Raw genomic sequence first — 14,672 nt, forward strand, 5'->3', positions numbered from 1 at the left:
ACGCCTCTAGCCGGCTACAACCTTTATCGCGAAACCCTCAACGCGACAGGCGAACCCACGGCGCCGCGCACCCAGTTAAATTCCTCACCAATTCCCCAGCCCTCATTCCACGACGCCACCGCCAACTCGACCTCAACCTATCGATACAGCGTCACCGCAATCGACGCCAACGGCAATCAGAGCTCCGCCACCACGGTCATTCTCCAGCCCTTAGTTCCGCCCGCAGCCAATTGATTACAAAGGAATTGTCACCTGAGGCAAAGCCATTAGGTTCAGCCGCTGCAGTGTCTTGCGTGCGAGGCCGGTCAGTGGTTGTTGCGCCAGCTTCGTCGTAGTCACCCACCGCAAGTCGCCCTTCTCCGCCAAAACTTTTTCCATCAACAGTGACACCGAATCCTCCTCACTCATCGCCTGCTTGGGCGCAGCGCCCTCACTGAATACCTGCACATAATAGTTGGTATTGGTGATGGCATGACGCAGGCGCAGGACCGGTTCGCGCCCCTGCGTCGCTCCCGCCGGTAATGACGGAAGCTCCAGCATGCCTGCCATCAGCGACGCGTCCGCCGCCCGTCGCTCCAGCAAAACCTCCGTCGCTACTCCGCGTTTACGAAGCGCTAAAAGATGCGCCACCGTTCGGCTCTGCATCTTCGCCCGGGCTCCAGTCGGGTGCTCCCCACGTGTCCTGCACAATTCCACCACTGGACACTGCAGGCACAGCGGGGCGCGTGGCAAGCAGATCATCGCTCCCAACTCCATCATTGCCTGGTTATGATCCCCAGCCGCATTCTCGCCCGACGACCTCCGGCTCGCTGCCGGCATCAGCGCTTGCGCAGCATCCGCCAACTGCGCTCTCGCCTTCGCACCCTTCTGCTCAGCCTGCCCCAACACCCGCAGCAGCACCCGCTCAACGTTTCCATCCAGGACGGCGACACTCTCGCCAAACGCAATGCTCGCGATCGCCGCTGCCGTGTACTCCCCCACCCCCGGCAGCGTCCGCAGCGTCGCCGACGACCGCGGCAGCTTCCCACTAAACTCGCGATCCACAAACTGCGCTCCCCGGTGCAGCATCCGAGCCCGACGGTAGTATCCCAATCCGCTCCACAGCGCCAGAACATCTTCTTCCTCAGCGACAGCCAGGTCATGAATGGTAGGAAACCGCTGCAGAAACTCCTGGTACCGATCGATCACCGTCGCGACCCGAGTCTGCTGCAACATGATCTCCGACAACCACGTCGCATAGGGATCCCCCACTTCTCGCCACGGCAGTGCCCGCGCATTCTCGCGATACCACGCCCCCAACCGCCGCCGAAACGTCAGCGCAGAAAATCCCAACCCCCCAGGTTCTTCCACCAACACAGTCGGAGCCTTGACGTCGCGTTTCTGCGCGATCCCCCGCTTCCGTTCCGCGTTCGTTTCCTTCGACATGCTCCAGACAGTCTATCTGGCCGCAGGCGTCACTAGCAGATCCAACCTTTACATCCAACCTTGCCGCTAGAAGTTAAAGAATTTCTCCCGCAACGCGTCTTCATAGGCCTTCTTCGCAGCCTTCGCCTTCCCACGAGCATCTTCCTCGGCAAAGCCAGCCGCTTCCCACGTATCAATCTCCGCCTCGGAATGATCTACGGAAGCTAGAGCTTCTTCCCTCCGAATGGCAGCGATCCACTCTTCCACCGCCGCCTTGTAACTGCTTTGCATTTTGTCCAATTCCGCGGTTTCGATTGCCATCGTCCTAACCTCCATACAGAAAGTTATTCCAGCCGCATGAATAGGCCATGTACAACAATTAAGCTGGCAAACCGCACGGCGCAGTGCCATCCCTCACCCTGGTGTAGCCTCAACCCATGTCGATGATCAAGTCCATCTTCATCCTGCTGCTCTGCCAGCTAGCCGGCGAAGCCCTCCGCGCCGTCACCCACATCAAGGTTCCAGGCCCTGTAATCGGCATGGTCCTGCTCGTTGCCTTCTACATCCTTCGCCGTCGTGAACCGCCGCCTGCCCTCCAGCGCGCCTCCGACGGCCTCCTCAGCTGGCTCGGACTTCTCTTTGTCCCCGCTGGTGTGGGCATCGTCGCCAACCTTGAGCTTCTCCGCTCCGCGTGGCTACCCATCTCCATCGCCCTCATCGGCAGCACCTTCCTCACGCTCGTCACCACTGCCTGGATCATGCACCGCTTCGGCCCCCGCGCCTCTATGCAGAACGAGGGCCTATGAACTGGACCACCCTTCCTCATACCCTCTCGCCTGGCATCGTCCCGCTCTTCGCGATCGTCCTCACCCTTGGCGCCTACCTCTTTGGCGTCGAAGTCCAAAAGCGCATTCCCAACCCCCTCGCCAACCCCGTCCTCATCGCGATCGTAATCATCGGCATCACTCTCCGCCTCCTCCACCTCTCCTACCAGGACTACTTCACCGGCGCCCAGTTCATTTACTTCCTCCTCGGCCCCGCGACCGTAGCTCTCGCCATCCCCATGGTTCGCGCACTCGAGCACATGCGCCGTGGCTTCTGGCCCATGATCTCCGCACTCCTCGCCGGCTCACTCATCGGACTTATCAGCGGCTACGCCATCGTGCGACTGCTCGGCGGCAGCCAGGCCGTGGCCCTTTCTATGGCGCCCAAATCCCTCACCACGCCCATCGCCATCGCAGTCTCTGCCAGCATCGGAGGCATACCTTCCCTCTCTGCCGTCCTTGCGATCATTGGCGGAGTCCTCGTTGCCATCTCCATTGACCCAGTTCTCCGCTGGCTGAAGATTGACGAGCCCTCCGCCAAAGGCCTCGCTGCGGGCACCGCGGGCAGTGGCCTCGGAGCCTCCCGCGTCATACCGCAGCACACTCTCTCCGCCGCATTTGCAGGAGTAGCCATCGGCGCCAACGGCATCCTCACCGCCGTCCTTGCGCCCATCCTCGCACCCTTACTAAAACACTGGTAGGGCAACCACCCATACCACGAAGACTTCCACAAGCGTCGCCCCACTACGCGAAGCTTTCCGCCCACCACACAGGATCTATTGCCGTACACCCACCGTGGCCTCAGCTTTATCGATCGCCTCATACAAATCCGAGACATCCTTGACCTCGATCCACTCCTTCGGCGTCACGACAATGATCGTTGGCGTATACATCCTTGAGTTCAAGCGATGACCTAATACATCTCCCTCGTTCACCTCGCGCTCAAGCTGCCCCGTTGGATCAAGGACAAACGGAAGCTCCTTGCCATGCGCAGCAAAGAACGCCTTCGTAAATCTGTCTAAATCGTCTTTGTTCGCAATCTTGAACTGCGATGCGAATAGTTCGCGCCGGTACTGCGTCGCCAACTCGGGCGAGACTTTGTCTTCAAGGTAGCGAGCGTAGAGCGCTCCCTCATGACTCCACGCGTGGCCTGGAATATGAAAGTCATAACGAACTAGTGGGATCTTGTAGTGATTGCTGGCTGCATGCACAAACGGAAATGCATGCGCGCAGTAAGGGCATTCCAGGTCTTCCCACTCGATGATCGCCACCTTCGCTCCCGCCGGAGGCTTCAGCATCGAGGTATCTGCAAAAGCACTCACCTGGCTAGGAGGCACCGACGTCTGCGCCGCCGCGGTCCCCACCAGCAACATCATCGACCCAGCGACGAAAACTTGCGACATCCCAGCAAACCTCAAATGCATTCTCCTCGCGAACCAGATGGCCGTCCGTACTCCACTATCCCACACCCACCCGTCCAACCCTCATCGCCGCGCCACGCGAAGCCCCTCGCCGTCCGCACAGGACTCATACTTCCAGTTGCGTGATTTCCCTTCGGCGATCCACTCCACTGCCGTCTCGACTCGCTTCTCCCGCGTCTCCTCACGCTTCGCCTCGGCAATCCACTGGCAGTACTCACGCCTGTATCCCGGAGTCATCGCCTCGAACTTCTTCGCCGCCACCTTATTCTTCTTCAACGCGGTAGCCAGCGCCTCCGGAACCTCTGCTTCGGCCTTCACCACCTTGGGCCGCGACCACGCCTTCGTTCGCTCGCCGTCAGCAATCGCCTTGGCCGCGATGCTCACATAGGACACCAGCTTTGCGCGCGAGGGCAGATCCTTAACGGAGGTCACCTTCCCAAACGTCCCCATACCGTTATCCTGCGCGGCGCCCTCCTTCTCCAGAACCGCGCCCACCTCCGGCCCCCACAACCCAAAGCTGCAATGCGCCTTGAACGCAGACATATTTCCCAGGATCACGCCCTGGTACACAAAGAACGGTCGCGACCACTTCATCTCTTCCACCGCCCCCGGCGCCCCCGCATGCACCACTTCCCGCAGATACTCAAGGATCGGCTGCGCAAACTCTGCAGCTTTGTTGATGTAAGCGTCCACCGCAACGATCCTGCCATCTGTAACCGTAGCCATCGACCACCTCCAACTGATACTGCTGAAGAGGCCACCAGTATAGCGACGCATCTGCCCTCTTCCCAACCGCAACAAATCCAACGCCCGCCGTCCGCGCAGAATCTGTCAAGCCCCCCAGCCGCCCGAAAAACGCGAAAACCCCCGTCAACACTGGCGATATATATTTTCAAAACCTGGCATAGTTACCCCCGCCAATTCGCTACAATTTAACTAGACCCTCTCAATTGAGCGATTAGCAAGCGCATCCCTCTGACGAGCGCCTCGCCCTTGCGCATCAACAAAAAGGCTAAAGAGCGAACAAGGGCCAACGGCCCGACATAGACTCCGCTGCAGTGAAGAATCTTCAGCTTTCACATTTAGCCCCTAACTCTAATAGAAAGAATTAGATACGCGTAACCAATTTAGAATGAGCACTTTGAAAGTAGCCTTCACTCGTCAACTGTAACATTCCAAACGACTTGACTAAGCAAAAGTGAAAGTAGGGGGAGGGGGGTGGAGAGCCTACGCCAGCAGCGCGGCTTCCGAAATTCGCGTTCTCCTTGCAACGATCTCGAGGGATCGCGGCCTGAGCGATGCCATCGCCATCAGCACCCCGCGCGATGGCGCCCACACCAGCCCGCGCGAAACCAAGGTTGCCAGAGCCACCTGCCCTGACAGTTCTCGGTATAGCTTCGCCTGAAACTGCTCGGCGCTCTCGCCCTGCAGATACATCGCTGCCGCCAGGCATCCGCTATGCAGCGCAATCGACATCCCATCTCCGGTGAACGAAGGAATCACCGCCGCTTGATCGCCCAGCGCCCAGACACCATGGCTTGCGGCACGCACATATCCATACGGAATCGCCGACACTGCCAGCGGCCTCTCGAGCAGCGCCTGCGCACCCTGCAGTCGCTCCCGCAGCAGCCCGCACTCCCGCTGCATCGCGGCCAGGAAGTGTTCCCATCGGCCACCGTGACGCTGCAGCTCGGCCCGTTCCACCAGGCAGCACAGGTTCGCCGCACCGTCTTCCACCGGCTGCAACCCTGCATAGCCGCCGCGATACAGCATGAGTTCCACATGGCCCTCAAGCGCCGCAGCCTGCGCAGGCGCGAGTCGCCAGTACATCTTGAACGCCACAAGATCTGACTGTTTACCCTTCGGCCGAGGTCGGCCTCGCAGATCATGCTTACCAGTGGCAAGGAAAGCCGCGTTCGCCAACACCGGCTCCCCGCCCTCCACCATCGCGCGCCAGCCGTTACGCTCTCGCTCGATCCCATGCACTCGGCATCCGCGAAGAACCCGCGCACCAGCATCCGCCGCCAACCGGAGCAACTCCTCATCGAGCCGCCGCCTGGTCAGCGACAGTGCGTGGAACGGCAGCTTCGTCTCACTCAGCCCACCCTTCCATGCCAGCCGAACCGCACCGATCGGCACCGCACCAAAGCTCGCCACCTCGAGCCCTAGCGATTCCAGGTAATTCAGCGCCTCGCGACTAAGAAACTCTCCGCAGACTTTATGCTCAGCGGACAGTGCACGCTCGATCACCACCACATCGCGACCTGCGCGAGCCAGCCGAATCGCCGCAGCCGCACCCGCCAGGCCTCCACCAACGACTACTACCTCAGCATTCACTTCAGGCGCTCCACGCACAAGCGTCCCGGAGTCCATCGCACCAGCCGCACGTCCGCAACGCCGATTCCAGCCGCGCTCAACATCCGCTCCCAATCATCCTCGCGGAAGCTTCGGCGGAACGATACTGGACCATCATGCTGCACAAACCGATGCCATCGCATGACCTTCGCCAGCACCCCGAACAGTCGATACGGAGTCTCTTCTCGACACAGGTCGTTGACAAACCATCCGCGCCGCGCAACCGCTTCGCTCCAGCCCAGAAATCGCGCAATCTCAGGTTCTTCCAGGTGATGAGTGAACAGAGAACTCAGCACCACGTCCACAGGCTCTTCATAGGTAAAGGCGTCACCGGTAATCCACTGGATAGCACTCGAAGCCGGCGCGAGTTCGCGCGCAACGCGCGCAGCGTAAGGGTTCAGATCAATACCCGTGAGCTTCACCTGAACGCCGCGACGCTCAGCCCATCGCTCCACGCGGCGCAGCATGTCGCCGCCACCCGAGCCCACATCCACGATCCGCAGTTTCTGCTTGGGCGTCGCCTTAACCAACTCATCAAGAAACGCCAGCGTCGGCCGATAGGACAACGCAAGCCGATTCACCTGCCCTAGATCCATCAGGCATTCGCGGAAGTCCTCGTACAAGCAAGGCTCATCCATCCACTCTGGCAGTTCCGACGGCGCCGCACGCCGTGACAGATCAATACCCGCATCAGACGGCATGAAAGAGCATGGTCTCCGCCGTCAGCCCCGGCCCAAACGACATCGCGCAGCCCTTCTCGCCCGGATGCGCACTCTGCATCAGCCGCTCCAGCACGAACATCACTGTCGCCGAGCTCATGTTGCCAAAGCACTCCAACGTCTGCCGCGATGCCGCCAGCGCATCCTCCGTCAGCCCCAGCCCACGCTCCACCGCATCCAACACCGACTTGCCTCCCGGATGAACACCCCACAGCGAGATGTCCTCCTTGCTATGCTTGCCGAGAACCTCGCCACCCGAGACCGCCAGCGCTTTACCAATCTCGCCCGGCACCTTGCCGGACAGAAGCATGTCAAACCCCACACCGCGTATCTTCCAGGTAATCAGGTTTCGCGTCTCCGGAATCAGCACAGAGCGGAAGCTATCCATGGCGAAGCCCTCAGGCTGGGCACTGATGAGACTGGCTGCACAGCCATCACCGAATACGAGAAAAGACAGGACTTGCTCGAGATCCTGCGTCTCCTGCAAATGCAGCGTACACAACTCCAGGTTGACCAGAAGCACCTTGGCGTCTGGCTCCGAACGAACGATATGCCTCGCCTGCTTTAGGCCGTTGATCGCCGCGTAGCAGCCCATGAATCCGATCATGGTGCGCTCTACAGAGGTATCCAGGCCAAGGTGATCGAGGATGTCGAAGTCCAGCCCTGGTGCATACAGGCCTGTGCAGGACGTAACCAGCACATGAGTAATGCCGCGGCGCTCGTCGTCCGAGAGCATGAGCTTGTCCAATGCCCGTTGCGCGAGCCTGGGAGCAAATCGCTCAAAGATTTGCATTCGCTTCGCGGTGTCTGGAAAACTTCCGCGGGTGTAAAACTCGTGAGCGTTAACGGTGAATTCTGTACTCGCTGCGTTCGGCGTCAGCACAGAGAAGCGTCGCCGAATCCCGGAGCGCGCGGCCATCCGGCGAAACACCGGTTGGACTCGAGGGTCTTCCAGCATCTGGTCGGCAAATGCGACGAACGCTTCGTGCACATCATCCTGTGGCACAGCAGTGGCGATCCGGTTGATGTATGTCTGAGTCAACAAAAGCTCCGATGTCCCTAGGATGCACGAATGACAACGCAAGAGATGACTCCAAATGGCAAGCACATTGTCTTTGTTTTGTCACATGAAAGGTAACACTACTCCCGTCCCTCCTGAGCAAAAGAAGCGAAAAGCTCCGTCTTCTCGACAATCAGAGACCCGCCTAAGTAGCTTCATTGAAATGACATGGAGTAAGGAATGTGACCGGATCAGCGACCGAATTACATAAACACAAAGGCCGCCCTCTCAGGCGGCCTTTGCTTTTCCCATTCCCTCTCGCTGACTAGTCGCCGGCTACGGTCTCTTCGATATTGTTGACAACCTGAGCCTTGCTTTCAACCGGTGCTGCGGGCTTGATGCCGCCCAGGCCGCCGATCTCACCGATCGCAACGAATCCACCAGGAAGCTCCGGCTCCTTGAGGATTTCCTTGCGATACAGCTTGGCCATGCGAGCATTCTCAGCATCTTCCTTCAGCTTCTGATCGCGAGCGCGGATCTTTTCCTCGCGGGCGTTCTTGGCGATGCCGCTCTTGTCGAAGGTGTCGTTTGCAGCAGAGTCCACGTGTGCCTGGTTCAGGACCAGGTCGTACTTGGCTTCCTTCTCCAGACCAACCTTCTTGCCGCCTGCAAAGATCTCATGCCGACCGTGCTCCTCATACCACTTGGTGAGCGACGAGGTCATGTGCATCTTCTCGATGATGTTTCTCCAGCCAACACCCGTGTTGTACGCGCAGAAGCTGATCTCACCCTCTTGAGTTGCGTAGGGGATGATGCACTGCTCGGTGCGGCGGAAGTCGTAGTTGAAGAGATCCTGGAACCACATGCCCGCGATGAACAGGAAGTTCCAACGATCCGCGCGACGCATCTTGATGTCGTCCATCGTGCGGTCGGCCGATACCTTGCCGTAGTTGCGGCCGGTTGCGCCAAAGCACTTATCAAACTTGGTCAACAGCGAGAAGATGCTGAAGTGAGTCGGCGCATTCTTCGGTTCGTAGTTGCGAATGAGGGCCAGACCCGCGCCAATCATCGTCAAGTACTTACCGCGAGCCGCATCGTTCACGCGAGCAATGTCCTTGGCAAGACGATCGGCATTAAGGAACGCGGTCACCGGAACGGCTTCCTTCGTTTCCTTGTCGATCATCAGCGCCATGCCGATACCGCAGTTCGGATGGCAACCGCAGGAAAGCTGGCCCCAGTCGTGCTCGGGCCCATGAACCAGGTCAGCCCAATCCGAGAAGGTGGACATGAAGCTGATCGGGAACCAGTCACGGACAGGCTCGCCGAGACCGGTCTGGTTCTTGACGTCATGCGCGAGGTGCGAAAGTGTATAACGCTGTGCCATACGACGCTCGTCGGACACATCCTCATCGCGGCCGGTGAACGACACAGGCTGGAAGGAGAGGAAGTTGATCTTCTTGGGGTTGTCGAGAGCGAACTCGATGATGCGGCCAACCTGCTCGTTATTGATGCCGTTGATGATGCAGGTGACGGGAACGATGTCCACGCCGGCTTCATGCAGGTTGTGGATGGCCTGGAGCTTGACGTCGAATGCGTTTCCGACCTTGCGGTGGCTATTCGGTGCGTTGCCGATGCCGTCAAACTGCAGGTACGCGTAACGCAGACCGGCTTCGGCGGCAGCCTTCGAAAATTCCTTGGACTTGGCAAACTCGATGCCGTTGGTCGCAGCCTGCACCGACGTGTAGCCGACCTTACGCGCGTAGGCGACGGCGTCGAGGAAGTAGGGGCTCAGCGTAGGCTCGCCACCCGAAAACTGCACCGACATCTGGCGCTTGGGCTTGATGGTGACCGCGTTGTCGAGCATGGTCTTGATCTCGTCCCACGTGAGCTCATGCACGAAACCAACCTGGTTGGCGTCCATGAAGCAGGGGTCGCACATCATGTTGCAACGGTTCGTCAGATCGATGGTGAGCACCGAACCACGGCCGTGGGTGACGGTCGAGGTGCCGTGATTGTGCAGCTTGCCATCGTTGTGGGCGCGGATATCGCGGCCCGGGAAAACTTCTTCGAGATGCTTGAAGAAAGCCGTGTCGATCGACATGACATCTTCAAAGTGTCCGTGAATCGGGCAATCCTTCACCATCAGGATCTGGCCATCGCGCTCGATGATCTGCGCCTTGATCTCGCCGACCTTCTCATTGAGAAGAATCTCGTGGGGCAGCTTGCCGTCCACGATCTGCTGGCGGATCTGGGGCACACACTTAGGACATAGGGAGTCGGTCGTACGCGGCCAGCCAAGGGGCGGCTTCTCCTTCTGGTACGACTTCAGCAACGGCTTATCCGACCACTTCGGAGTGAAGCTAGCGTTGGGGCTGATAGCGTTCAGCTTGCTAAACACGCTCCAGCCGGCCTTCGCGGCCACGACTACGCCTGTCTCGAAGAATTTTGTTGCCTTACCCATATCTTTATCTCTCCTGAAGGTTTGCCCCGACAATTGCGCGGCAAGAAGTTGTTTCCCACATTACGTACCCTTGCACGGTCAAGGCTATGGGAGGGACGCCTCTAAGTCGTTGGTTTAGCAGTGAACGGGGATATATTGCAGCGAATGGGGATATCGTCGGTTGAATGGGGTGGTCGGTCAGGGTCAGCTAACGTCAATAGAATGTGTTGGCTTCCCAACTCGAAGCGTCACACTCGCAATTCCACGATCGTCGCACCCTGTCCACCTTCGTTATAAGGCGGCTCTGAAACCGAAGTTACATGTGGATGCTTGACCAGGAAATCGCGTAGCGTCCTGCGCAAAATTCCCATTCCCACGCCATGCACCACACGAATGCGGGGTAGGCCAGCGAGAAACGCTCGCTCCAGGAATCGCTCGACCTCGCTCTCTGCCTCGTCCGCGGTCCGGCCGATGACATTGATCTCCGAACTCATGTAATCAGAGTCTTCCGAATTCGATGTTGTGGATACGGTGATGCCTCCGCGTCGCTTCACCGCCTCGAGCGGCTTGTCGGCCACGGCCGTTATTTCGGCAACGTCTTCGCGTCCGACTCGGGTCTTCATCGAGCCAATCGCGACCTCAAGCGTCTTGGCGTCGATGACCCGCACCACTCGCCCTTCGCGGTTGAGAGACTTCAACCTGACAATGTCGCCGGGTTTCGGATCCCGCTGCCGATCCGCAGTCTTCTTTTGTGCCTCCGTTTGCGAAGGAGCGTTATGAGCGAACACCGTCGTTTGAAACTGTTCAGAGAACTCACGCTTCAGTCGGGCGATCCGCAAAGCCGAATCCCGGGCGATTTTTTGCGCAACAGTCTTGTCATCGATAGCCTTCACCGTATCTCGTAATTGCACTTCGAAGTCTTCGATGAGACTCTTCAGCTGCTTCTCAAGCTCGCGTGTGCGCGCCTGCTGCTCGGCGCGACCCTCGTGCTCAAGCCGCAGCCGTTCCTTCGCTAACTCGCGCTCGGCTACGCTCAAATGTTCCCGTTCGGCCGAAGCAGCGGTAAGCTGGGCGTGCAACTCGTCCAAAAACCTGCCGATGTCCACCTGCTGCGTCGTCATCTGTGAACGCGCATTCGCCACAATCCCCGGGTCGAGTCCCAACCGCGCCGCAATATTCAACCCCGCAGAGGCACCGGGCACTCCCAGCCGCAGCTCATACGTCGGCGCCAGCGCCACCTCGTCGAATCCCACCGCCGCATTGATTACACCCTCATGCTTGGCCGCATACACCTTCAGCGAGGTGAGGTGCGTTGTGATGATGCACCATGCGCCACGTTCAAGAAAGTGTTCCGCGACCGCAACGGCTAGCGCTGCTCCTTCTTCCGGATCCGTCGCTGACCCCAACTCATCCAGCAACACCAGGGACTGCGCATCCGCATCCCGAGCAATGCGTTCTACGTGAACAATATGGGCCGAAAACGTGGAGAGGTTTTGCTCAATCGACTGCGCGTCCCCGATGTCCGCGTAGATGGCCGTAAAGAATGGAAGGTGCGCCTTCTCCGCCGGCACGGGCAAGCCGGCCTGCGCCATCAGGGTGACCAAGCCGGAAGTCTTCAGCGCCACGGTCTTTCCCCCGGTGTTCGGTCCGCTGATAATCATCTGTCGCTTGCCTGCGGGAAGGGTAATAGTAAGCGGAACGATCACTCCGCCCTGCGCACGCAGCCGCAGGTCTAGCAACGGATGACGCGCCGCGAATAGATTGAACTCGTCTGTCGCATCTTCCTCGGAATCCGAAGTAGACCCTGCGAAGCTCGGTCGTATACAGCTCAATTCCACAGCAAAACGTGCAATCCCCTGATGTGCGTCGGCCTCACCCAGGATCGTTGCCCCCAGCAAAAGCGCGTCGCTCTGCGCAGCAATCGCACGGGTCATGGCAACCAGGATCCGATGAATCTCCCCTTGCTCCTCATCCAGCAGCCGCGCCAACTCGTTGTTGTGTTCGATGGTTTCCATCGGTTCCACAAACACGGTCTGACCGCTCGAGCTTGAGCCGTGAATCACGCCGCCGACCTTACGCTTGAATTCGTTCTTGACTGGAATCACGAAGCGCTCGCCACGCACGGTAATCAGTGAGTCCTGCGTGCTGCCATCCTCCGAAAGCTTCGCAAGCGCTCGTCGCAGACTCGTCTCAATCGCCCGGTGTTGCTGCTCCAGCGCGCGGCGAATCCGGCGCAGTTCGGGAGACGCGTCATTGCTCAGGCTGCCGTCCGGCTCGATTTTTCCGCCGAGCGATCTCAACAGTTCTCCCAGATCGTAAGGAAGCAACGGAGCTGTGAGCTGCTCAATCCCCGGCCACTGATCTCGTACCGAATCCGGGGGAGACAGGACAACCTGCCTCCACGCCTCCACACGTTCCGCATGCACGATCAGCGATCGAATCTCCATCGCCTCAAGCGCCGCACCCTCAATCCGAGCCTTTTCGAGAGTCTCTGTCACATCGAAGATGCCGCGAAAGTCGAAGCTGCCACCTGCGATGAGCTTCTGCATCTCGGCGTTGCGTTGCTGCTGTTCTTCGACCCACGCGGCTTCAGAGCTGGGCTGCAATGCCTTGATCCATTCCCTGCCCAGCGGCGATTGTGCCCTATGAGCCAGTCGTTCGATCAGCTCGGGCCATTGCAGTGCCTCGGCACTTATTTCAGACAGCGGAGACGGAATTTCAGGAAGGAATGCCACACACATAGAATACGGTGAAACGGATCTGTCTCGATGAGCTTGGGCCGCCCACTTCAATGCAACCGGCGCCATGAGCCGGCGGCTCTGGTGGAACCTAATCCACAATGTTTGCGTAATCTTTAGCACCAGAACACGTAAGAATGTGTTTTGAGGAGGCAGCACAATGAACTGTTCAGCATGCGGAAATCCTTTGTCGCCGGATGCGCGATTCTGCCCTCGCTGTGGCGGCCAGACTTTTTTCCACCAGCAGCCGGGGTCAGCCTATCCACAGCCACCGATGGCCTATGACCGCGTCTCGCGGAATATTCATGGCTTAGGAATTCTCTGGCTCGTGTATGCAGGCTTGAGGATCTTTTCTGGGCTGTTTGGCGTTCTGATCCTTCACGGCATCTTCGGCAGTCACTTTGGCAACTCCGACTTCAATCTCGGTTGGAGCCCCTTCGGATCGATGTGGCTTGCCAGCCTCTGGCCAATGGCCCTGTTTTCGCTCTTGACCAGCGTCTGCTGCATCCTTCTGACCGGATACGCCCTGCTGACGCGCCAACCGTGGGGACGCATCTTCGCTATCGTCTTCGGCATTCTGGCTCTAATTCATTTGCCCCTCGGAACGGCTCTCGGGATCTACACGCTTTGGGTCCTCGCGCCCAGTCTTAGCGGGTACGAGTACGCGTCGCTCGCTGATGCGCAGCACAAAGCTCAAACGTGAGGCTGCCTGTGATCGGTGTTACCGACGCAAAGCCGCGTTAGCCATAGAATTGTCTGCATGGAATTTCCTGCAACGCGTCTACGCCGTCTCCGCTCCTCCGCTGCCATGCGGTCGCTCGTCCGTGAGACACATCTGGAGCCCTCCGCCCTCATCTACCCCTTGTTTCTCTGCGAGGGCGAGGGTGTGCGTCGGGAGATCAGCAGCATGCCGGGCGTCTTCAATCTTTCCAGTGACGAAGCAGTGAAGGAAGTCGAGGCGTGTGCTTCCCTGGGCATCGGAGGCCTGCTGCTCTTCGGTATTCCGGACGAGAAGGACGAGCAGGGCAGCGGTGCCTGGGCCTCCGACGGAATCGTTCAGCGCGGTCTACGGGCAATCAAAAAATCCTCCCAGGCTGAATCGCTGGTAGTAATCGCTGACGTCTGTCTCTGCGAGTACACCTCCCACGGACACTGCGGCATTGTCACGCGCGACGGCGACCATTTCGACGTAGAAAACGACTCCAGCGTAGCCCTGCTTGCCAAAACAGCGGCATCGCTCGCCGAAGCAGGTGCCGACGTCATCGCCCCCAGCGACATGATGGACGGCCGCGTCGCCGCCATCCGCACCGCGCTCGACGAGGCCGGCAAGCACAACACCCCCATCCTCAGCTACGCGTCGAAGTTTGCCTCTGCCTTTTACGGCCCCTTCCGCGAGGCGGCCGATTCAGCCCCACAATTTGGCGACCGCCGCACCTACCAGATGGACGGCGCCAACCTGCGCGAGGCCATGCGCGAGATCGAACAGGACATTGCAGAGGGCGCCGATATGCTGCTGATGAAGCCCGCGATGCCTTACCTCGATGTCATCCGCGAAGCTCGCAACAGATTCGACCTTCCAATGGGCGCCTACCAGGTTTCAGGCGAATATTCGATGCTGCACGCGGCCTTTCAGCGCGGCTGGCTGGAACCCGAACGCGCAATGCTCGAAAGCCTGCTGAGCATCCGCCGCGCCGGCGCAGATTTCATCGTCACCTACTTCGCGAAAGACGCCGCAAAGGCACTTTAGCGTGCCGCCCGCGCAACGTGTGGC

Annotated in this window: 14 protein-coding genes; 5 read left to right on the forward strand and 9 right to left on the reverse strand. The window is 59.2% G+C overall.

Going from position 1 to position 14,672, the window contains the following annotated elements:
• The coding region (locus GSQ80_RS07825; protein WP_216850189.1) for a hypothetical protein at nt 1-234 on the forward strand (234 nt) is incomplete at its 5' end.
• Here the strand turns inward: GSQ80_RS07825 and GSQ80_RS07830 are convergent.
• Entirely contained in the window at nt 235-1,425 is a 1,191-nt protein-coding gene (locus GSQ80_RS07830; protein ID WP_158787082.1) for an A/G-specific adenine glycosylase, read from the reverse strand.
• A 66-nt stretch (nt 1,426-1,491) separates the two neighbouring features.
• A complete protein-coding gene (locus tag GSQ80_RS07835) occupies nt 1,492-1,725 on the reverse strand; it encodes a hypothetical protein (RefSeq protein ID WP_158787083.1) in 234 nt (77 codons plus the stop codon).
• Nucleotides 1,726-1,841: 116 nt separating this feature from the next.
• Here GSQ80_RS07835 and GSQ80_RS07840 point away from each other — a divergent pair, with 116 nt between their 5' ends.
• Both GSQ80_RS07840 and GSQ80_RS07845 read left to right on the forward strand, forming a co-directional pair.
• Complete coding sequence (locus GSQ80_RS07840; protein WP_216850191.1) at nt 1,842-2,210, forward strand: CidA/LrgA family protein; 369 nt, start codon at nt 1,842-1,844, stop codon at nt 2,208-2,210.
• The gene (locus GSQ80_RS07845; protein ID WP_158787084.1) at nt 2,207-2,929 is read left to right on the forward strand and encodes an LrgB family protein; all 723 of its coding nucleotides are present in this window, start codon (nt 2,207-2,209) and stop codon (nt 2,927-2,929) included. The genes GSQ80_RS07840 and GSQ80_RS07845 overlap by 4 nt, the downstream gene beginning before the upstream one ends.
• 75 nt (nt 2,930-3,004) lie before the next feature.
• Here GSQ80_RS07845 and GSQ80_RS07850 read toward each other — a convergent pair whose 3' ends face one another.
• From GSQ80_RS07850 to GSQ80_RS07880, 7 genes are all read right to left on the reverse strand, one after another.
• The gene (locus tag GSQ80_RS07850; RefSeq protein WP_254059511.1) at nt 3,005-3,631 is read right to left on the reverse strand and encodes a thioredoxin domain-containing protein; all 627 of its coding nucleotides are present in this window, start codon (nt 3,629-3,631) and stop codon (nt 3,005-3,007) included.
• 81 nt (nt 3,632-3,712) lie between these two features.
• On the reverse strand, nt 3,713-4,375 hold the full coding sequence (locus GSQ80_RS07855; RefSeq protein ID WP_158787086.1) for a YdeI family protein: 663 nt from the start codon (nt 4,373-4,375) through the stop codon (nt 3,713-3,715).
• Between the two features lie 501 nt (nt 4,376-4,876).
• Nucleotides 4,877-5,986, reverse strand: a complete 1,110-nt coding sequence (locus GSQ80_RS07860) for an NAD(P)/FAD-dependent oxidoreductase (RefSeq protein WP_254059512.1) — start codon at nt 5,984-5,986, stop codon at nt 4,877-4,879.
• The gene (locus tag GSQ80_RS07865) at nt 5,983-6,705 is read right to left on the reverse strand and encodes a methyltransferase domain-containing protein (RefSeq protein WP_158787088.1); all 723 of its coding nucleotides are present in this window, start codon (nt 6,703-6,705) and stop codon (nt 5,983-5,985) included. The genes GSQ80_RS07860 and GSQ80_RS07865 overlap by 4 nt, the downstream gene beginning before the upstream one ends.
• Nucleotides 6,695-7,765 (reverse strand): type III polyketide synthase, encoded by a 1,071-nt coding sequence (locus tag GSQ80_RS07870; protein ID WP_158787089.1) that lies wholly within the window; start codon nt 7,763-7,765, stop codon nt 6,695-6,697. Before GSQ80_RS07870 ends, GSQ80_RS07865 begins: the two co-directional genes overlap by 11 nt.
• 283 nt (nt 7,766-8,048) lie before the next feature.
• A complete protein-coding gene (locus GSQ80_RS07875) occupies nt 8,049-10,184 on the reverse strand; it encodes a radical SAM protein (protein ID WP_158787090.1) in 2,136 nt (711 codons plus the stop codon).
• Nucleotides 10,185-10,411: 227 nt separating this feature from the next.
• A complete protein-coding gene (locus GSQ80_RS07880; RefSeq protein ID WP_371315695.1) occupies nt 10,412-12,769 on the reverse strand; it encodes an endonuclease MutS2 in 2,358 nt (785 codons plus the stop codon).
• A gap of 292 nt (nt 12,770-13,061) precedes the next feature.
• On the opposite strand from GSQ80_RS07880, the gene GSQ80_RS07885 reads away from it, so the two are divergent.
• Both GSQ80_RS07885 and hemB read left to right on the forward strand, forming a co-directional pair.
• The gene (locus GSQ80_RS07885) at nt 13,062-13,604 is read left to right on the forward strand and encodes a zinc ribbon domain-containing protein (RefSeq protein ID WP_158787092.1); all 543 of its coding nucleotides are present in this window, start codon (nt 13,062-13,064) and stop codon (nt 13,602-13,604) included.
• Nucleotides 13,605-13,661: 57 nt separating this feature from the next.
• Entirely contained in the window at nt 13,662-14,648 is a 987-nt protein-coding gene (hemB, locus tag GSQ80_RS07890) for a porphobilinogen synthase (RefSeq protein WP_158787093.1), read from the forward strand.
• Nucleotides 14,649-14,672 lie beyond the last annotated feature (24 nt).

Source organism: Granulicella sp. L46, from assembly GCF_009765785.1.
In the GTDB taxonomy this organism is placed as follows: Bacteria; Acidobacteriota; Terriglobia; order Terriglobales; family Acidobacteriaceae; genus Granulicella.